Source organism: Mucilaginibacter sp. (assembly GCF_028288225.1).
Taxonomy (GTDB): Bacteria; Bacteroidota; Bacteroidia; order Sphingobacteriales; family Sphingobacteriaceae; genus Mucilaginibacter.
The window spans coordinates 83188-103800 of record NZ_JAQBOC010000080.1 but is presented as its reverse complement, the minus strand read 5'-3'; the positions used below and the strand labels follow the sequence as shown (position 1 = coordinate 103800).

Here is a 20613-nt window from a genome sequence, read left to right as displayed (position 1 = left end):
TCTCATGATTTCGGTTTCTTTTCTGATTGGGATCTCTGATAATTAGTTTCATAGAAAGAAATTACCTAATTCGTTAGCTAAAATAAATACCAATAAATAGAAATTCACCTTATCTTTAATGGACTTAATCACATGGGATACAGCGCAAAAAGTTCAGAACAAGTATATCGCCACATTTTACGGCAGGACCATGACGATAACGGCCTGTCTGACGGCTTCAGCTGGAGTATATTAATGGTCAATGATAGTTCCGCCGTATGCCGGGATTTTTTATCCCAATACACTATAGATCTTTGTCACCGGACTGGTGATCGCATCCGGTTCGTTTTTTTTTCGGAGCTAAGTGAAATCGAGACGCAGGACATGGCCCATAGCGGCAAAGGGGGCGGCAGTTTCCTTTCACAAATTGTTAGTGCAGTAACTGGTATGATGTCGTCAAACAAATTCGACCTTGAACGAAATCCTTGGGATGATTTGAGACCAGACGGCTTATACCCTTTGAATACGCCTGGTAAGATCCAACATCACATCGATTTTGAGACACAAAGTTACGCCGCTATTCCTGGTGCGTCTGAAGCTATGCGCTTAGCTCAAAGGTTCGGGATCGGGAGATTTGTGCCTTGTTTTATTTTTTTTGGCGACGTAGGTCAACCCATTTTAAGGATCCTGCCCTTCGGAAGAAGGAACGCGAAAGAATTACATCTCAGGTTGCGGAGATTGATCGATTCCTTTTATGAAATCAACAATGATCGCATCGCGTATTGGACGAAATTTGAAAAAGATATCATTGACCTGTGCAAGCAACTGCAAAAACCGATGAAAGAAATCGACCAATGGGGTAAGAATATCGGAGATACTTGGCAACAACTTCGGAAAATGGCCGCTTATCACACCCGGCTTCAAAATCCCCCCCTCGATCTGACCATACTTGAAAAGATGATCAGGGATTATGAGCTCTCTTTTGAGTTCAGAGAGCATGTCTATTCCTTTTTAGTTAAACTAACGGATATGCAATCGTTACAAAACGACCATTTGCTCATCGGTAAATGGCTGGAAAAAACGAAGGAGGAAGAGCTAACAACCTGGACCTTAGAAAAATTTTACGAAGGTTTTAGTTCAATCTTACCTGAGCGGTTAAAAGCCGAAATTTTACAGACCGCTTCTGACAAACCGAAATTCCTATCCTACCGCTCGTTTAATTCTGAACTTTACCATTGGTGGCGCCATGCAGGGAAACAGATCAGCAAGCGCTTTCAAAACAATCACCGAGGTGCCTGGAAGCTATATTCGAAAGCAAAATTTAACGCATCAGCACCAGGACATTTGGCTGGCATATTGCACAACGAATATCAGGTCGTATTGCAAACGTCAAATAGACAACTCATAGCTAACGAACCAAAGACATCGGCATCGGCGGTACTAGAAGCTCTAGCCCTGCACCTAGAAATTGACCCTCATGATGGCCACTGGCAAACTGCTACCCTACCATATTTTGAAGCTTTGGAAGCATATTTTTCTACCTTACAACAAACCGCCCCAGCGGTTATTTACGAACTTAATGAACAAAAGAATCTACAATTGACCTGGGCCGATTGTATCCCAAGCCATCAACAGCAAAATGACCATGGACTAAGAAATTGCTTTGATAAATTAGGAAAATTAAGCTCGCTACAGGCATCTGTGCAAGAAGAAAGAGATGCAAGGGTCAGCCTCCATAACAAGCTCCTCGCCCAACGTCAAAGCGATCGCATACATCAAATGATCATTAATATCGGATCTTGGCATACCGCAGCCATACCCTCAATTTCTGATGCCAAGGCAATTTGGGCAGCCTTGATCTCCAGTCTCGTCCCACTACGCAAACAAATGGAAGAACAGGTCTTTGCCTTATCTAAGACTATTTTTCACAAAAAATATCCCGACACGAAATTTGACAGGCAGGAAATAACACTCCTGCTGGAAAAACTCGATCAGTATAAGGAAATCATTAGTGGTTTTACTTTTCCTTTCGAAGATGATCCCGAATTGCTTCGAATCGATCTTGATCGATCGGTTGCCAGCGTCATTGGTATTCAACAAGATAATGACGCCAGAAAAAAAGCAGACCAGTTGAAACGGGAGATCCACGAAACGATCGCTGGGAATGACGCTTTGCTAAGTAGCTGGGGCAACAAAAAGGTAGAAATGTTCGGGCTAAGCTCGGCGGGGCAATTGATTTTAGCAATTACTGCAATAGCGACGACAGAGCGCTTTAACGAATTGGTCATCGCTTTTCATGCTAAAGATATGGATGAGTTAAGCGAAAGATTAGCTTCAAGAGCACAAATCAAAACTTTTCTTGATTTACTGGATGTGAAAGAGCTCATCGCCCTTGAATTGAAATTAAACGCCAGCCCTAGTAATTACGAGGCCTCCGTATCTACCAAGGCGAGCATTTATGACACCATCTTTATCGCCTTGTCTTTATTACCAGAGGATGAGGAATGTTTAGCCTCAGATTCCTTAAGCGTCGTTGAAGCTTTAAAGCTAAAGGCGGCATCGCAGGAATACGATGTCTTTTTAGCCCACAACTCCGCCGACCAAACTGCTACCTTGCAATTAGGTAAAATACTCCGGGCAAGAGGGGTTTATCCATGGATAGATGATGAGCAGGTCCCACCCGGGCTTTGGTTCCAGGACGTATTGCAATCTGCAATACGCTCGGTCAAATCGGCCGCTATTTTGATCGGGACACAGGGCATCGGACAATGGCAAAACTTAGAGCTCCGTTCGTTCATACATCGCTGCGTCCATGAAAAGATCCCGCTGATCCCGGTATTGCTTCCTGGCGTCACAAGTATTCCTGATGACCTTGTTTTTTTACAAGGGTTAGGCCATGTAACATTCAAGGAAAATATCTTCGATCAGGAAGCTGCGGCAAAGTTGGTTTGGGGCATTACCGGTAAAAAATGATGGGTCACCCCCTCCGTTACTTCCACTCCTCTTCTACCCGTTTATCCACCGCCATAACGAGATGTTCGTTTTTAGACCCTTTTCTTGGCTAAAAAGCGTTTTTCAATATCCTTTGCTTTTTTCAAATCACATAATAACCATATGGTTGCCAAAGCGCGCTTTTTAAACCGAATTTATGTAAAACTTTGTACCAAAGGAAATAAACACTTATAAACTCAAAATTTAGCGCCGAAGTATTTTTTCAGTGTTGAAAAAACGCTAATATTAATTTTTTATTTAATGAACACCTGAACCATGTATAGAGGATTCGATCTGGACCTAAAAAATGAGAATGTTAGCCGGTTCTACGACCGGGGCAAAACCATTTATGATGCCTTAAAACGGACAACGGAAAGCTCACTTGATCAGTTTATCAATGCGACTGGCGAGATCAACGGCTCGGACCTCCAGGCACACTGGTTCCCTAATATCAAAGCGGACATTTTTGTATCTCATTCCCACAATGACTTGGATATGGCGATCGCTTTCGCCGGTTGGTTGCAGGATAAATTCGGATTAAGTTGTTTTATTGATTCGTGTGTCTGGGGTTATTGCGACCAGTTGCAAAAACGGATCGACGAACGGTTCACCAGGAACGAAGGCGCTGAAACGTATAATTACGAAAAGCGGAATTATTCGACCAGTCATGTGCATATGATGCTGTCTGTGGCCTTGACACAAATGATCGACCGTTGTGAATGCCTTTTTTTCCTGAATACACCAGCATCCATCAGTGCCGAAAATGTGGTTGAGCAGAGCACCTTTTCCCCCTGGATCTATGCCGAGATAGCGACCGCAAAACATATCGAAAAACGCATACCTAAGCGATTGCGGACCTCAGTAATCAAGTCCTTTAGCGCGACAGAACTGCGCTCGCTGAACGAAGGTGAACAGTTACGGGTCAGGTATCAGCTTGACTTGGGCCATTTGACCAAAGTCCATGTTGATCAGATGATCACTTGGGAAAAAGCATTCGCAGAACTAGCCAATGAGCGCGATGCCTTAAAACTATTGTACGACAACCATCAAGTAAACCATATTCGATCATAGTATGTCAACAACCATCACAACAGGCGAAAACAAACGCCAGCATTTGGATTTTTTGCAAAACGTCATCACTCGGATGAACGCCAACTCCTTCGCCATCAAAGGCTGGACTGTAGCGCTCGTATCCGCTTTGTTCGCCCTATCGGCCAAGGACTCTCAGTACCAATTCATTTATGTTATTGGCGTAGTGTTGCCTGTATTCTGGGGTTTGGACGCCTACTATTTAGCGCAGGAGAAACGTTACCGCGCGCTTTATGACCATGTGCGGGCTACCGACGAGGGGGCTATCGATTTCGATATGGTTGTACCGGAATCAATGGTCAAAGCGAATACGGTTTTGAGCTTTGTTTTAACAGATAGTATCGGCCCGCTTTATATTTTTATCACATTGGTCGCCGGCGGTGTATATTATTTTTTGACGCATTCATTGCCTAAGCCAGTCTAAAAAGCTGATCTTTTGCGCGTCAGGGTAACTTACAGACAAGCTGTCCTCCCGCAGGTTCTCCATATCCAACTGCTGGGTATCGATCACCGAGTATAAGTGCAGGTATTCGCTGCCGTTCCATTTCCCGTCCCGCGCCCCAATCGGCAGGATCGCGAATTCTTTGGGGCCTTTGATCCAAAGGCTAGGCCGAGTTCCCAGCTGCACCATTTGGACTCCAAAGCCCGGGTGGTAGCCAAGAACAGGAACTTATGGCAATCTTTGATCTTGGTATGGATCGACTGCGCCGTTCGTTCATCGGGTACGATCGGGAGCGCCTCGTCCATCCAGTCGACGTAAAGTCCGGCGTTGAGTCGGTCAAAAAAAGCAAGGTCTTAGCGATGATCGTTTTATCCCGGTCGCTATGGCAAAAAAAGACACTGCGCCTCGAATGTTTTTTTCCATGGTACAAGGTTTTGTTATACAGGGCGCGCTCAAAAGCCGCCTGCTCGCCTTTGTCCTTGACCTCCCGCCAGTAGATCTTATCGAGGTCTTTTTGGGATATGAGTTTGGCGGTTTCCATGGCTAGCTATTTGATCAGCAGTTCATTCAATGCCGCACGGTCCCCGTTGAATTGGTTCAAGTCAAGCTTGGTCTTTTCATTCAGTACGCCAGGCAAGGAGCCTTCGGTCGTAAACTGCCAAAACCTCCAGGTTTGCCAGCCTTTGGGCAGTTGTGGGTTGAGTAATAAAGGGCCGGAAGTTGGCCTGTTATTATTGCCAAAAACCCCGATCCATAAGGGATATTCGGTCATACCCGGCACTTGGGCCAAAAGCTTTGCGGTCGCATAAGTTGCATAAATGATCGGCTTGGCATGATAATGTTCTTGCAGCGATCGCAATAACGGGAGGATGATTTTTTCCTGGTCTAAGGAAACGACGGCGTGTAGGTCTACGATTGGCGGCAGATCACCTTTTTCAAGCTTTGCCGTGGCGAAATAATTACTGGCCTGAATTTCCGCATCAACGTTTTGCCTATAATAATGATAGGCTCCTCTGATAAGTCCGTACTTTTTTGCATTCAGCCAGTTGTTGCTAAATAAGCGGTCCTGGTAATTACTACCGGTTGTCGCTTGCATCAAAACAAAATGGATCCCGGTAGCTTTCAGGCTATCCCAGTTGCTGACCACATTGATACGGGAAATATCGATACCGATCGGCTTTCCCGCCTTGCCAAATTGTGTGTAAGGTGCTGGTAATTTGACGCGATAAGTCTTTTGTGCGTCCAATCGCTTAATGGAATCCTGCAGCGCCAATAAGGCAAGGGCGTCTTTGGTCGGTTGTTGGGAATCTTCCTTGGTTTTGCTCTTAAGATAAAAATAAGCCGCGACAATTAAGGCGATCCCAGTAATAGTTATGCTAATGATCGCAGCTAATCGCAACTTTCTTTGACTTTTGATTTGAGAATACGATTCACTTATTGATCGATCATAATCATATTCTTTTTGCCTTAAAGAAACATTTGCGTTCCGATAAGCTTCTTTTTCTTCCAGATAAGACAAATCCAAACCCGGGTCCGCAGCCGAATGTAGATAATCTCCCCGGGAATTCAACAGGTATTTCGCATCATTCAACTGCTTGGCGATCAGCGCCGCCAGGGCCTCATAGGCATAACCTGCGCGAGCCGGGTCTTTGGCTGCTTTATCCAATACTGGCAGACCTTCGCCGAAACTGTAGTATGGTGTGTAGGGCACCTTCGTCATCAATAGAAATTCCGTACGGTCCACTGATTCTGGCAGCCAAGGCGCGTATAACTCTTCTAAACCTTCTTTAAACTTCTGTATCCAGTCAAAATGCAGTTCGGATTCTGTATTATCCATCCGTGTCGGGATCGGTAAATTCAACAACTTGACCCGGGCTTCGGGTAGCAGTTTGCGCCCTTGGGCCGCTTTAGCGGCGACTTTACGCACACCATCAAAACCGGCATTGGTCGGTGTGAACAAAAGTACCAGCATATCCGGTAGTTGTATGGTACAGACCCCGCCGATGTCGGTCACACCCGTACGGCTATCGATCAATACGAAATCGAATTCGCTTTTCCACTCTTTACGGTAATTATCGATAACGTTCCCACCGTCATGCTTTTGGTAAAATTCTGTAAAATCGAACCCGCGGACCCGGCTATAATAATCATCATCAACGGTCCCGGATGTGATCAGGTAAAGTTTATCTTTAAATTTAACGCCTGATTTACTTTCAGCGATATTGATATTGACCAGGCAATCCTGCCAGCTCACCGGCTTAACCTTCTCCCCCATTTGACTGGTCAACAGATCGATCAGACCAGGTTTGGATTTGGCTTTTTGTAAGGAGATAAAATCCTTGAAGAAATTCTCCAGTCCGGGCGCTTCCAGGTCCCAGTCGATGATCAATGTACGATAGCCCCAATTGGCCAGCATGACGGCCACATTTGCTAAACTCATCGAACGACCGACCCCTCCTTTATAAGAATAAAAGGTAACGATCGTACCCGTTTTTTTGGCGATCTTACTCATAGTTGGGGCATGGCAAAGTGTTCCTGCACTAGGGCAGGAGGATTAAAACGGGATTCAAAATACGGCAACTCGCCCCATCCTGGCCGCCATTCGGGTGGCGTCTGGATCTGCTTGAGCAAGCCATTCCTGACCCAACGCTTGATGGTCAAGCGAAGTTGGTCATAACCGGTTGTGCCTTTGAAACCGGCAGCAATGCAAAAAAATTTTTCTTCGTTCAATTTTAAAGGCAGGATCTGCTCGAGCAGACCGGCAGCGCCCCGATGGGTATAAACGGTATTTTGATTACCAAGTTCGGTTTCTGCTTCATCGACGAACAACACCGGAAATACCAAGCCCACATGATCGGCATTTCGGCGGACGCCGGTTTCTTCTTCCCGGCGCAGCATGGCCGATAATTCTTCGGTACACCATTTAGAGTTCGTGAAATAAGGCTTATTGACCACGCAGACCATACACTTAGAATAAGCCACACCATCGCGTAAAACATCCGGTACATTAGCGCCGGAAAGTGTCGAGCGTACATCATGAAAAATGTCAGTATCCCGGAACTCATCCTTAAGTTCAATTAGGACATTTTTCAGGATCGGGATAAAAACGGAGTCGACCCAAACTTTCAGGTCCCCACCCCATTTATAGCTGACAAAAATATCGTGCCGGTAAGCCATGTGTTGTGCTGGTCAGGTTTAGTGATCAGGCAGTTAAAGTATAGAAAATATATGAGGCCTACAAATATTAAATATCTTTGGGCATGTATAGAGGATTTCAATTGAACCTGGACCCAAAAAAGTTCTCGGACTATCTAGCCAACGGCGAACAAATTCATGAAGTGCTGCTTGATGGCTTTAAAGAGGTTCTGGATCAATATGCCGTTAGTGATACCGTGCTTGACGGCTCAAAAATGCAGGCTGACTGGTTCCCACAAGCCCATGGAGATATTTTCATCAGTCATGCCCATGCTGATCAAAAACTGGCTATGGGATTGGCTGGCTGGTTATATGAAAAGTTTGAAATCATCGCATTCATCGATTCCTGTATTTGGGGGCATGCCGACGTTCTGTTGCGCAACATTGATGATGTCCATTGCAAAGATCCTAAAACGGGCAATTATAATTATCAACGACGGAACCGTTCTACAGCACACGTACATATCATGGTAAACAATGCGCTTTCCAAAATGATCGATCATATGGAATGTCTTTTCTTCCTGGATACACCGAAATCTACCGTTCGGGAATTAGTCGAAAAGAAGACCCAGTCGCCCTGGATCTATTCCGAGCTTTCCATTTCCCGTATCATCCGAAAACGGATCCCTGAAAGAGCTCAAATTACGGAGTTATTTAAAGCTTTTTCAGGTGGCGGGGCTTTAAACGAAAGCCAGCGGGAAGAAGTACAGATCCAATATATGCTTGAACTGGATCACTTGGTCAAATTGAATACCACAGATCTTGAATTCTGGGCCAGGGCCTTTCAGACCAAAAAAAAATTGATACACGTCAAAGAAGGTCATCCCCTAGACACCCTTTATGAGATCAAACCCCTTAAGAAGCCGCGATAACATCCCGTAGCAAGTCCTTGAACAGCGCCATATACGCATAGTCGTCTTTTAGCCGCGGGTCTGGTTTCATCGCATTTTCGAGCTGTTGTTTGTAAACGATGCCGGCGGCCGCTCCGGTGCTGGCGATCGCCAGCGCGGGTGTCTGCGGGTGGTATTTTTTGAACAGCGCATACTCCGCCTCTACCCCTTCCATCCCGCCGATAAAAATGCCGGCCGCAAAATCATTGTCGCCGATCATCCGGGCGCGCATTTCTTTCAGGCTTTCCGGTTTGTCTTTTTTGGGCGTGGTAATGATGATGTGTTCAAAGGCTTGGTTGTCTTTGGGGAAATGGCCTTCGAAAAAACCAGATTGATAGATCGTCACATGGAGTTGGACACTCGTGTTCATCCGCTCCAGGATCTCACGGATCAGTGGCGTGATGGCCGGGTGCCCGCCCCAAATGAGTTCGGCTTTGGGGATCACAACGGTCGCCAGGGCTTTGACTGCGTCACGGATCGCGATCACGTCGGCGGTCTTATGGTATTTTTCGGGCCGGTCCAGCTTGGGAACACTGGCCGAAAGGAAGATTTTTTTCATAGGTGCGTTCATTTTAAACCGGCTAATTTCGCTTCGGTTTCCAACAGTTTCAAGCTTTTGATCTCCAGGTATCCGTCCAGCCAGTCCAGGTGTTTGACCCATTTGTCACGGATATTCAGGTGATCGTACAGCAAATATACGCCCGACACTTCTTTTGTCCGAATGGTTTTGGCCATTTCTTCGCTTTGGTGGTACGTAAAAGCTTGCGGCACGCCGACTGTGGGGATCATGATGAGCTGCCGACCGGGACCGCGGTCGACCAGCAGGAACTTACCGGGTTGTACGCTCACCGGGATGCCCAAGTTTTTGGCTGCCATCGAAAATTCGCTGATCATATTGCTTTGCCGCGCGGCCAGGCTGCGGGCGCGTAAGGACTCGGCTAGGCCCACGGTACGGTCCAGGCAATCATTCGTCAGCTGCCCTTGTTTGCTGCGCGGGTCGGTGGTACCAAAATCCGCCTGGCTTAGTGTTTCGGCCACGGTCAGTTCGGCGTAGCGCAGGTCGGCGTTGTTCGGCCAGACCAGCTGCAAGATACCAACTGCCATGGTATTGGCCTTGGCCAATTCTTTCTCGGTCCATTGGCTGACCAACAGATCCGGGGTGTTCAATAAAATGACCACATCGGTATCGGCCAGTCTTTGCCAAAGCTCATCCTGGAAGGGTTCGCCAGGCCGGATGCTATAGGTATCCAGGAAAACATCAAATCCGGCTTTTTCCAGGCGCTCAAAGAGTTGGATCGCGGCGGCGGTCGATTCATCGCGCCGGTAGCTGATAAAGAGCCGGCGCGAGGTCCGCAGCAAGCTGAGGTTCTCCAGCGCAAGGCTGACCAGAGCCTCTATATTAGCCGTCCCGTCGAGCGCGTAACCATTGATCGCTCGCAATTCCTGAGGAATCTGCTGATTAAAGGCCTTTAGGTCATCCACCACCGGCACGATCGTCTTAGCGCTGGCGAGCAGTCTCCCAACTTTCTCCAGGTCGGGATAGGCCGCCGTAACGGCGCCGAAATAGATGCAAAAGGCCGGCGCATTAGCGCGGTACTGCTCATCAAAATTCGCGCTCGTCAAGATCGAAATATGTTCCGGGGCTACACCCAGTTCGCTGATACGGGCGCGGAAGATCGTTTCGATCTCCTTCTGCCAGCCGTTCCAGGCACCGAGGAAGATGAGTTGGTAAGTGAAGTCCATGACGTAAAATTAAGGATATTTATTATAGTAAAAGTTCTCCGATCAGCCCCTGACCGGTAAGCTGCAGGCCTCAGTTGTAGACCTGGCCTCGGTAGCAGCGGCACTGGTGACCAATCTGCTGTCCAATTCCTTGGAAATAATTGAGCCCAGCGCCATAAAATCATAGACCGTATCGACCGCAAAGTCCTCGTTATTTGGTTTTTTACTGTCCGCATCTTTTTCCGGCCGCTAACAATTTCTGAACATTACATAGACTGGAGCCCTAACCCTTGACCAGTGTTTCCCGGCTTCGTGAAATGAGGTAAACGCCGACTACCCAAGCGGTCAGCAGCCATTTGAGGGTACTAAAGAACCAGGGGGATAGGTATAGACCATGATCGTTAATGTGGCGGATGTCGTACAGTAGTAAGATGTTCTCCAGGATATCACTGACGGTCAGGATTAGGGCCAGGAAAATATTGAGGCGCAGGTAGGCATTGAGCCTGGGCGAGCGTTCCCGTTGCATTTGCAGGTACGAAAGCAGCAGGATTAACATGGTATACACGAAAATAAAACCAAAGTCCAGGTGTAAATTACTACGGGCCACATCGAGTAAGGTTCCGCGCCCATAGGGAGCCGCCTGCCAGGCCGCGAGCCAATCGTGTGCGCCTTGCTGGTCGGCGTAAGCGAGGCCGGGCAGCTGGTAATGTTCCGGTGTGCCTAGATAAACCACAAGGGCCTGGTAGACAGATACCAGGAAGATCACGATCAGGGCCAGCCAAAGTATCTTTTTCATGGTTTTACGGATAGCGGGTAAAGTTCATTCACGACAAAGACCTGGCCATGCTCGGAACTGGCCGGCCTTTGGATACAATCAATAAAAGTCTGCCCGATCCTGGCGAAATTCCCCGGCAGCGGATGCAGTTCATCCGCCCAGCCGTCCGTGCCCATGGCCCCGCGGGAATCGACGTGGAATACCCGCGGGCCGGTCAGTTGACAAAACACATCGCCGGTATGAATCATCATTTCGTTGAACAAAAAGATCATGGCATAAACGATATCGGCCTGGATCCCCTGATCGGTGATACTGCGGATCTGCAGTGGGGTCTTGAGCCAGCTACCATGCCCTAAAAAACTCCGGATGAACGGCCGGTACCAGCGCAGCGGGTTCCAACCCCATTTGAGCTCATGGGAAGGGATAGCATAATCATAGCCCTGGGTAATGATCTTCAGGTCCGGGAACTTTCCGTTCTTCGGGTCGCCGGTGCCGGCGGTCAGGATGCCATTGATCAGGAAATAATATTGCAGATGAAAGAACATCAGCAGCGCAAAAAAATCTTTGGAGATATAGGATACCCCGCGATCAAAACGCTTTTGATCGAGCGGGATGATTGGATGCAGGGTCGCTTTTTTGATCAGGTTGGTCGCCCACTCGTTATGGGCTAATTCCCGGGAGCTGCTTTCCGGGATCACCATCGCTGCCAACCGGCTCCGGCCGACCAGGTCGTTCCCCCCGGCGCTGATCAGGAAAACATCCGGGTGGATCACCGATAATTGCTCGACATATTTACGGGCGCCGAGCATATTCAGCAGCCAGTCCCCGCCGTTGGCCAGGCTATAGATCAGCATATCGGGCTCCATATTGATGCGGTCCAGCACGTCGCTCAGGATGACCGGGTAATTGAACCAGGAATCCCCTTCCGCTAAAATGATCTTGTTGTTTTTTGTTTTGTCGCGGAAATCCGCGCTGATCTGCTTGGTGAACCAGCTGTTGCGCTGGCTGTTCTTGATTGCGTCGATCTTACCCAGCATCTGGTCCAATGCCGCGATCTTACGGACCTGGTTTCCGTTCAGGTCATATATTTTTTGAATAATATGCGCCAGGTCCAGCTCATTGACCATCTGGCGCAAGCTGGTCAAGCCCGCCTCCGTTATACGATTGGCTAGCAGGTCGTTGATCAATTGATCTTTAGGGTTCGGTACAGGCATCGGCGATCGGTAAGGTCCTTCTAAGATAAATATATTCCTGGGTATTATTTCCTATTATTTTTTTTAGCTTTAACTTTTAAACCTCATCCCTAATGCCTTTATCCGACCTATTAAGAGAAGCCAGGCAGCATTATAACCAACTGGTCCCGCCAAAGGATGCGGGCTTGATCTTGCTGACGCTTTTTAACCGTTATCAGGGCGGGGAATTTACCGAGGACCAGATCATCGATATCATTCGCCAGGTCAATAAAGATCTGGGCAAACCCCAGGGCCGTAATGAATACGAACGGGAGAACCAGGTCGTGATCCGTTTGCAGGAATTCTTTTTATGGCGGGATAGCGAGCGCAAGGTCTACCGCTTTAAAAAATATGGGCTGGAGTTTTGTAAGCGCATCAATAACCGCCTGCTCGATAGCTACTCCCCGGCCAAGATCAAACGGATATTCAATTATTTGCTTGACGAACTGAAAAAAAGTTTGAGCGGCACAGACGGCGACCTGAATACCTGGGTCGAGGACCATTTTTCGGAGCGCGGTAATGAACTGGCCGAGCAGATCGAGATCCTCGACCAGCAAGTCGCCGAATCGGTCAAACTGTTTCGTTATACGGTCAAGAGCCAGCATGAGTCCATCATCCAGCTTATCGATAGCATCGAAAAGAACTTGGAAGCAATCAAAAAACAGGCCTCCGATCTGACCAATGCTTTCCAGGTCACCTTTGATATCGACGAACTTTTACAGCAGTTATTGGAAAGTGATCAGGCCTACCCCTATCTGGATAACATCAAATTCGTCCGCACTTATAATGAACAGGTCCGCTCCCATTTGGAACAGGTCAGCCTGCGTATCGACAAGATCAAGCCGCGGCTCCGGGAATTTATTTACGATTTCAACCAGCGCGAGCTGGATAGGAAAACAGACCGTTTTATCCATTACCTGCTGGACCGTTCCGCATATCAGCGCAGCCCGGGCGGGCCCAAGCGTTTGACTTTACCGCCGGATATTCCGGCCGTTGCGCTTAAAAGGGCGGATCTGGTCAGCTGCTTTTGCATCGTGCCCGAAAGGGACTTGTTACCCAAACCGCCGCAACCGGCCATCGTGCGGGCCGTCGATCCGGAGCGGACCAGACAAATGATGGCGGGTAATGAGCGTGTGCTGTACCTGCGCAACCGCATCACTTACTGGGCGAACGAGGCGCTGCGCCTGATCGAAGAACAAGGCGAGATCGATTTCTCGGCTTTCTTTTACCATATCCTGGCGGAGGAAAAAGGGAACTTGCAGATCCCTGTCCGTACCGCCCACCGTGTGATCAAAGAGGTCCAGGACCGGAGCCGTTTCGGTATCGAGGTCCAGACCGAAACCTATATCCCCCTTTTACCCAGCGATATCAGCTTATGGAAAATGAAGATCAGCAAAAAGAACTGAGCCCTTATGCCTTTTTGCAGGACAAGCAGGCCCGGAAGGTATTCGCAAAACTGGATTACGCGCTCAAGAGCGGGATGCATATCCAGCGTAATTATCCTTCACCCGAGGCGCTTTACCGTTTCCTGGAAAATCATTTCGAAGGGCTTTGCGCTTATTATGCCGATCTTTTTGATGTCCTGCTGGTCCGCAGTGATGAAAGCCTGGACAATTATTATTATATCGATTTTGCCGAAGGGTCCAGGGGTAACCTGCCCGCCTATAACCGCGATTACCTGAAGACGGAACATATCCTGGTAGGCATACTGCTCTTTAAGGTCTATAAGCTGGATGCCAATATCGAACTTGACCGCATTACGGATTTTATCCAGTTGCTATATCAGGAATATGATGAATTGGTGCATAAGATACAATGGCTGCTGAACAAGATCCTGCCCGATGCCAATTCTGATTTTAGTGAGGACCGTTTTAGTGATATGGTCCATAAAGCCTTCGCCGAGTTTGAATCCCTTGGCTGGGTCTCCCGCGAGGAAGAGGACCGGGACCGTTTCAGCTATCAGCCTTCTTTCGAGCGGCTCCGGCGCATGTATTACCCGCAGATCCAGGCCATCGATGAATTACTTAAAAAGGACCAGGCATGAGTAGTATCTACCCTAAAATATACAGTATCTCGACGATAGGTATCCGCCAGCATTTCAACGCCAACTATCGGTTCCATCATTTGCGGACCGATTTCAGCGGGGAAAGTGGTAGTGGGAAAAGCATGATCGCCGATATGATCCAGCTCCTGCTGGTCGGGACAGCTGTCTTCCGCTCCGGTACAGAAGGCAATAAGGTCCGTGATCCCCGGGGGATGTTAGCCGAGAAAAAAGCCGGCGCTTATAGCCGGGGTTATATCTTGTTGAATATCGAGCAAGGGCCTCGTCAATTTATCACCTTGGGCGCCTACCTGGAAAGTTCCGCGGCGCAAATGCGCTCTTTTATCATCCAAAATGGTTATGATTGGGAAGACACGCTGGTCCCTATGGATAGCCCGGTCTTGTACGAAGCCCTCCTCCAGGACGGGCAGGTCGTTGCTGCCGAGGAGTTGCAGAACCTCCTTTCGCCCTATTACCTGAAGGTCCTGCCTTTGAAAAAATACCAGCAGTTGCTGTACAAGAACAATATTCTCGCGCTGGACCTGTCAAGCAACAAGCAAACCTTAAAAAGTTATGCCACGATCCTGCGCTCTTTTGCGCGGGGTAAGGGTTTTGATACGGAGCCCGAAGCGCTGAAAACATTTTTGTTCGGGAACGAAGACCAGCTCCTGCTGATGGAAAAATACCGCGACGAGGTCAATAACATCAGCGCCGATTACCAGCAACACGAACGCTATCAACAGGAGATCGGACTGATCCGGGAAAAACACCAGGCGATCGAGGGGGTGGCAGCGCAGTTCGCGCTATTGCGCTCCCTGCGGCAAGACCTGGCTTTGAACAGCGCGCGCTTTTGGTACCAGCAGCACGCCCGCTTAGCTGCTGAACAGGGCCAGCTTAAAGGCGAGATGGGTCAGGCACGATTCAGCTCCAATTTGGCCGACCAGCGGCTCAACAAATTGGAACGCGCCGAACTCCAGCGTTTGCTGCTCGACAAAGCGCATTATGAAAAGCAGATCGCCCAAAACGAACGGCGCTTATTGCCGTTCGAAGAAGCCGTAGCGGTGGCCAAAGGGCAAGTCATACGACCCGAAAAAGAAAAACAGGCCATCGAAGAGCTAGACACTTGGCTGCTGGAACTCCGGACTAGTGCTGAAGGTTTGCAGGAGCATTATGAACGGGCCCGCAAAAAAAACCGCGATCATGCCTTGCGCGAAGAATTTATCGCTTATCTCAAAAAAGGTGAGCTGCTCGAAGCTTTTGAAAATGCGAACTGGCGCTCGCAATCCGCTCAGCTCCAGCAGCTTCAGGAGCTTACCCAGCAGATCGCGGAAAAGCAGTTGTTTCTGGCTTTTTCTGATCTGAACAACCTTTCGTCTTTGGCCGCTTGGGCCATCGCAGAACTCGCATTTCCTGTCAGTCATGAAAAGGAAAGTATGTTAATGCACTTTCAGCAGCTGTCTCGCACGGAGCCCGAGACAAGGGAAGAGCCGCGATACCTTCCTTTCCCCGAAACCCTTTTCTATCAGCCGGACATCCCCAAAATACTGCCCAGCGGCTTTTGGTTGAACTTATCGGGTATTTACGAATGGGTCGATTACGTTCCTGTCCGCTATTTGGACCAGCCGGACGGCACGCAATTACAAGAAACGCTGCGAATTGACCAGCAAAACGCCTTGGCAGAATTGGCCTTGCTCAGTGACAAATTGGAACAGGCCCAACAACTGTATAATGCTTTACAGGCCTTTACGGGTTTGGAAGCGGCGATCGCAGCTTACAAAGATAAGGACCTGGACGCCTACGTCCCTCATGCCGTGGCCGAACTGAACGCGCAGGACTTTGCGCAGCGCTTGAACTTATATGCAAACAAGGTCCAGGTGCTGACCGACTGGAAGGATGCGCAGGACGCGCTGGACCACGCCTATCTGGAACTGGCCGGCCAGCAAAACGAGGCGCAAACCCAGCAAGGTCACCTCACCCGGACCAACAAGGAAATAGCGGACAATTACGGACAGATCGATCCGGTAACGGCGATCGCGGGTTATGATCGCCAGCAACAAGCACTGGAAGACGAACTGGAAGACCTGATCGTTGAATATGAGCGGGCGCACAGCTATATCCAGCAACTCGAAGCCAGGCTCTTCGCCGCGCAGCCTTCGCGCAGCGCTTTGATCAAACTCAAGACAGACCATGATACCGAACAAGGTGTGCTCAAGATCAAACTGGCGGCGGCCGATCGCCGGTTCGAGGAGGCGCAGGTCAAATGGGAGGAAGCGCAGGTCCTGTACCTCAAACGCTTCGGCGAAAAGTTCCAGCCGCCGGAAGTGCCGGTAGAAGCGGCTGACCCCGCCGGTCTGACCAAACAATGTGATGATGCGGAGGTCAAGTATATTACTTTATATGAGAACGCAGGCCGGCAGATCGAAGATCAAACGGCACTGGAGGACCATTCCCTGGGTGTGCTGGCCAACAAATTATTACCGACGGTCTTCCCGACCAGCGAGGTGGATGAAGCCCTGATCGCTCAGCAGATCGACCGGCGCTTGAGTAAACTCATGGAAGATGTGATGATGATCGGTTCGCGTAAGATCGAGCTATTGAACCGGGTATTTTCGGCGGTCTATAATGTCTACAATGAATATCTCAGCAAGGTGCATGAGATCAACAATTACCTCAAAAATAAAGACCACACGATTACGGGTGGCCACCATGCTTCGCTGACCTATACCAAATCGGTCGATTTTCCGGATAGCTGGATGGTGACCTTCCGCAAACGCCTGAGCGAACAGCTCAATAACCAGGGCCTGTTCGAAAAACTCTATAAAGCAGTCGATATCAACCAAATGATGGTCGAGGTATTCCGGGAATGCGGTGGCACGGCCAAAGTGACGCCGGAGGAACTGCTCAACCCCAAGTCCTATTTCGACCTCAAGTTCGAGATCAAAACAGACGATGGCCAAAATAACGCGGGCAGTAATGGGCAAACTTACACGGCTAACGCCTTGCTCTGCCTAGCCAGGCTCTCCCTCATTCAGGATGAAAAACGCACCGGTTTGAAATTCATCCCTATCGACGAGGCTGAAGGTTTGGGTGGCAATTACGAGATGCTCAACCAATTGGCGCATAAGGACAATTACCAGCTGATCACAATGTCTATCGAGACCGCGGGCGATATCAATGCGACCGACCAATATATTTATATCTTACACGACAACCGGGCGGCCGATGAGCAAAGCTATGTGGCGCCATTCGCTATTTTTGCGAACGGGCGGATCACCGACCGGATCGCTGATGGCTTTGAATTATGAATAGGAAGATCGACTGGCCCGTACTAAAAGCCCTGCATACGCTTTACAGCAGCGGGCAGACCGCTGCCAAGGTGCAAGGGGATGATTTTATCAAATACCTGTTGCTGCAATTACAGCTTTTGGACCGTAAACATGGTAAGCCGCATATCCTCGTTGCCGCGGAACAATATGCTGCCTATTACCAAAAGCATATCGCTGCGACCTTCGATTATTATCAAAACTTTTTTGACAAGACCGCGCTCAGTGCGGATGCCCGTAAGACCTTTAGCCAACAAGATATCCAGACCCTCATGTTCATTTGGGAGAACCGCCAGGAACTGGCGGCTAAACTGACGAATATAGAGGATTTTTCCGCCAAGATCTTCGACTTCGCGGGCTCCAAGTATCTCAAGCAAAAAGGCAGTGTACGCAACGCGGTTTTGCAGATCTTGGGGGTGACTGATTTTCCGCAAAACAGTAAGGAGTTCCAGTGGCGCTTTGTGGTCGATTATACCCATCCGGAAGCTGTCATCCTCTGCGAGAACCGTTCCTTTTTAAAGCAACCTTGGCTCGCTTCGGAGCTCAAGGTCAAACTCTGGCAGGTCGGTGGTAACAACATCGGCATCATCAATGATATCGACCATATCGATCTGCAGCGCCCGATCTATTATTCCTGCGACTGGGACTATGATGGCTTATCTATTTTCTCCCGGATCAAAGCGCGGCTACAGGTCCGTGGTGCCGGTCTTACCCTCTTATCGCCCAGCAGCGGCCACAATCGCCTGCCTTCCGGTTCTTTCGCCCACAACAGTCGCTGGCAAATGCATAAACCGCTGTCAGGGCTCATCGCCGCAGATTTTACGCCGCAACAAACCGACCTGATCCAGGAACTCATCCATACCGACCACTGGATCGAAGAAGAAAGCAACGACCTGGCGGAAATGTACCGCTCACTTTCCTGATCTTGATTTATTGATCAAATTGAAGAACGGCAGGTCCACACCCAGGAAAATATTATACCGCCAGCTCGGGTTGATCACACTGGTATTGCCCGCCGCATCCACCGAGGCAAGTCCAGGCCCATATTGAGCGCCGATGCCAAGCGATAAAGGGATGTTGCCCAGGAAGCCGTAAGCCACATGGATACCTGGTGAAAACAGCTGCCCCAAATTGACCGAATAATCTTTTGAAGTGGCTGATTCTGTCGCTGGATTCGTACTGGTCTTTGTCGTTGGGTTTTGCTTCAACTTATAATCAATGATCGCACCCAGGTCAAATACGGAAGCAAATAAAGACAAAGAACCCCATTTACCCCAACTTAAAAAGCCTGGTGTATAAGACAAGCCGATCGGCCCATAAACTCCATATTTGTTCGACCATGCCCTGGCCGCATCCGGCCGGGCGTTGTACCAGGAATCGTAAGCTCCCAAATACGTTTGGATCGACAAATTATTGGATGTGTTCTTTTTGATCGACGAACTGCCCACCGGCAAGATCGCATTATTTAAGGCCGCCTTAATATCATCCTCGCTTTTGGCATCAACTACATTGCCAATGAACAAAGCATAGGGCTTTACCTTGGTTACAAAAGCCTCCAAGTCACTGGAGGCGGTTTTGTAATCGGGAGCCCCAGTTACATTGACCACCACTGTCTTTTTATCGTACTTGGTGAGTTCCTGAACGCTGACGATAATATCGACCCCATCACTTACTGCCTGGGTATACTGTTTGGAATAGATATCCTTATACAACGCATTCGCTTTGCGCGCGATCGCTAAATAATCATCGGGCTGGAGTTTCGGATCGATAATTTTCACGACACTCACCGTAAAGTCGATCGCATCCAGGGAAGTATTGATAAAGTTATAGTATTGCTCCGGCGTCGGTTTGGTACCGATCGGTAAGGTAGTACTGATCTGATCATACGCCTGCTGTACTTTGACAGCCAAGGTCAGAAACTGGGAGATCTTGGTTTGGAAGATCAAGATATTATTTGCATTCTGTTTTAACAGATCAACGATAGGCGTGGATACACCTTTAAAAACATAAGTCAAATTCTTATTGCTGACCTGTTGATATAGCAAAGCGAGGTAGATCCGGGCAAAGTTCTCATCGGTGATCAATTGCTTCGCTTGATCCAATGTGATCCAGATATTGTGCCCGTCAGCATCCTGCAAACTTTGAGAAAAAACCTGCGCAAAATGTACGGTCGCTACAACATTGGTAAAGCCTTCACTCCCTTTGACCAGGGTGCCATCAGTTTCGATGTCCGTGAGCGCCTTATCTACATCGGCGATCACTTCTGCGGGTGTATGCCCCTGTTCAAGTTCATGGATCACTTTCAAGGTTTGTATAGCCATCTTGATCTCACGAAAGTTAGCTCTCAAAGTAGCATACTTGGGTAATTCCAGCACAGCTTCCAGGTTAAACGTGAGCTGCTCCAGGTCAGCAAAGAACGCGTCACGCAGGGCCGGTAACATTTGCGGATAGTTATAGGATAAGAGATTCCGCATTTTATCATAGGTTTTGGGAAACATGGTTTGGAATTCCGGATATTTCTTTGAGAAATCCGACAAACGTTCAAAAAAAGCCAGGGTCAATTCTTGTTTGGCCCGGTCGATCATCAAGCTGGCGATCGCGTTAGCGAAATTAGTGACGTCCAGGCTACCCAAGCCGCTGATTGCGGAATTGACCGGCGCAAAAGCTGCGGCGGCGGCAGGGCTGATCTGCAATTTCCCAGTGATAAAAGGGTTAGCTGACAAAGCAGCCGAGATCTGGGTTTTATCCATTCCCGAAAATAAATTTTGCAAGTCAGTAGCCATCGCCGCATCGATCGTATAAATGGTAGTTCCGGCGGTGTTATTGCTGTAGATCGAAGCGGCCTGGCTGAACAAGCTCTTTTGCTGCGCGAATGTGGTCAAGGTAAGGCACCAGCAAAGCAGCGTTAGTGATTTTTTTTTCATATGCGTGAGG

At 48.7% G+C, this 20613-nt stretch carries 16 protein-coding genes and 1 pseudogene; 9 read left to right on the top strand and 8 right to left on the bottom strand.

The features are described from left to right. Window positions 1-132: 132 nt before the first annotated feature. The 3 genes from JWQ54_RS24045 to JWQ54_RS24035 all read left to right on the top strand — a co-directional run bounded on the left by JWQ54_RS24045 (window position 133) and on the right by JWQ54_RS24035 (window position 4483). Entirely contained in the window at window positions 133-2952 is a 2820-nt protein-coding gene (locus tag JWQ54_RS24045) for a toll/interleukin-1 receptor domain-containing protein (RefSeq protein WP_299590170.1), read from the top strand. Window positions 2953-3246: 294 nt separating this feature from the next. Beyond that, window positions 3247-4041 carry a hypothetical protein gene (locus JWQ54_RS24040; RefSeq protein WP_299590168.1) on the top strand — a complete coding sequence of 265 codons (795 nt, stop codon included), beginning with the start codon at window positions 3247-3249 and terminating at the stop codon, window positions 4039-4041. Between the two features lies 1 nt (window position 4042). Then, window positions 4043-4483 carry a hypothetical protein gene (locus JWQ54_RS24035; RefSeq protein ID WP_299590166.1) on the top strand — a complete coding sequence of 147 codons (441 nt, stop codon included), beginning with the start codon at window positions 4043-4045 and terminating at the stop codon, window positions 4481-4483. Window positions 4484-4566: 83 nt separating this feature from the next. Here JWQ54_RS24035 and JWQ54_RS29255 read toward each other — a convergent pair. Next, window positions 4567-4818, bottom strand: a pseudogene (locus JWQ54_RS29255) (hypothetical protein); the annotation flags it as partial. 65 nt (window positions 4819-4883) lie between these two features. Here JWQ54_RS29255 and JWQ54_RS24030 point away from each other — a divergent pair. Further along, complete coding sequence (locus tag JWQ54_RS24030) at window positions 4884-5048, top strand: hypothetical protein (RefSeq protein ID WP_299590164.1); 165 nt, start codon at window positions 4884-4886, stop codon at window positions 5046-5048. On the opposite strand, the gene JWQ54_RS24025 is transcribed toward JWQ54_RS24030, so the two are convergent. Continuing rightward, a complete protein-coding gene (locus tag JWQ54_RS24025) occupies window positions 5049-7013 on the bottom strand; it encodes a GH25 family lysozyme (protein WP_299590162.1) in 1965 nt (654 codons plus the stop codon). Further along, complete coding sequence (locus JWQ54_RS24020) at window positions 7010-7678, bottom strand: toll/interleukin-1 receptor domain-containing protein (RefSeq protein ID WP_299590160.1); 669 nt, start codon at window positions 7676-7678, stop codon at window positions 7010-7012. Before JWQ54_RS24020 ends, JWQ54_RS24025 begins: the two co-directional genes overlap by 4 nt. 83 nt (window positions 7679-7761) lie before the next feature. Between JWQ54_RS24020 and JWQ54_RS24015 the strand changes: the two genes are divergently transcribed. Next, the gene (locus tag JWQ54_RS24015; RefSeq protein ID WP_299590158.1) at window positions 7762-8568 is read left to right on the top strand and encodes a hypothetical protein; all 807 of its coding nucleotides are present in this window, start codon (window positions 7762-7764) and stop codon (window positions 8566-8568) included. Here JWQ54_RS24015 and JWQ54_RS24010 read toward each other — a convergent pair. The 4 genes from JWQ54_RS24010 to JWQ54_RS23995 form a co-directional block, all read right to left on the bottom strand. After that, window positions 8552-9145: a hypothetical protein gene (locus JWQ54_RS24010; RefSeq protein ID WP_299590156.1), complete on the bottom strand. Its 594-nt coding sequence runs from the start codon at window positions 9143-9145 to the stop codon at window positions 8552-8554. The genes JWQ54_RS24015 and JWQ54_RS24010 overlap by 17 nt on opposite strands. 8 nt (window positions 9146-9153) lie before the next feature. Next, the gene (locus JWQ54_RS24005) at window positions 9154-10329 is read right to left on the bottom strand and encodes a toll/interleukin-1 receptor domain-containing protein (RefSeq protein WP_299590154.1); all 1176 of its coding nucleotides are present in this window, start codon (window positions 10327-10329) and stop codon (window positions 9154-9156) included. 262 nt (window positions 10330-10591) lie between these two features. Continuing rightward, window positions 10592-11104 (bottom strand): hypothetical protein, encoded by a 513-nt coding sequence (locus JWQ54_RS24000; RefSeq protein WP_299590152.1) that lies wholly within the window; start codon window positions 11102-11104, stop codon window positions 10592-10594. Continuing rightward, entirely contained in the window at window positions 11101-12297 is a 1197-nt protein-coding gene (locus tag JWQ54_RS23995; RefSeq protein WP_299590149.1) for a hypothetical protein, read from the bottom strand. The genes JWQ54_RS24000 and JWQ54_RS23995 overlap by 4 nt, the downstream gene beginning before the upstream one ends. A 92-nt stretch (window positions 12298-12389) precedes the next feature. Between JWQ54_RS23995 and JWQ54_RS23990 the strand changes: the two genes are divergently transcribed. Genes JWQ54_RS23990 through JWQ54_RS23975 form a run of 4 tightly spaced genes read left to right on the top strand, consistent with a single transcriptional unit; the run spans window position 12390 to window position 18602 of the window. Further along, window positions 12390-13721, top strand: coding sequence for a hypothetical protein (locus tag JWQ54_RS23990; protein ID WP_299590147.1), 1332 nt, complete (start codon window positions 12390-12392; stop codon window positions 13719-13721). Further along, window positions 13691-14359 carry a hypothetical protein gene (locus tag JWQ54_RS23985; RefSeq protein ID WP_299590145.1) on the top strand — a complete coding sequence of 223 codons (669 nt, stop codon included), beginning with the start codon at window positions 13691-13693 and terminating at the stop codon, window positions 14357-14359. Before JWQ54_RS23990 ends, JWQ54_RS23985 begins: the two co-directional genes overlap by 31 nt. Then, window positions 14356-17661, top strand: a complete 3306-nt coding sequence (locus JWQ54_RS23980; RefSeq protein ID WP_299590143.1) for a hypothetical protein — start codon at window positions 14356-14358, stop codon at window positions 17659-17661. Before JWQ54_RS23985 ends, JWQ54_RS23980 begins: the two co-directional genes overlap by 4 nt. Beyond that, complete coding sequence (locus JWQ54_RS23975) at window positions 17658-18602, top strand: hypothetical protein (protein WP_299590141.1); 945 nt, start codon at window positions 17658-17660, stop codon at window positions 18600-18602. The genes JWQ54_RS23980 and JWQ54_RS23975 overlap by 4 nt, the downstream gene beginning before the upstream one ends. Here JWQ54_RS23975 and JWQ54_RS23970 read toward each other — a convergent pair. Then, a complete protein-coding gene (locus JWQ54_RS23970; protein WP_299590139.1) occupies window positions 18591-20603 on the bottom strand; it encodes a hypothetical protein in 2013 nt (670 codons plus the stop codon). The two genes, JWQ54_RS23975 and JWQ54_RS23970, sit on opposite strands and share 12 nt — an antisense overlap. Window positions 20604-20613: the final 10 nt, after the last annotated feature.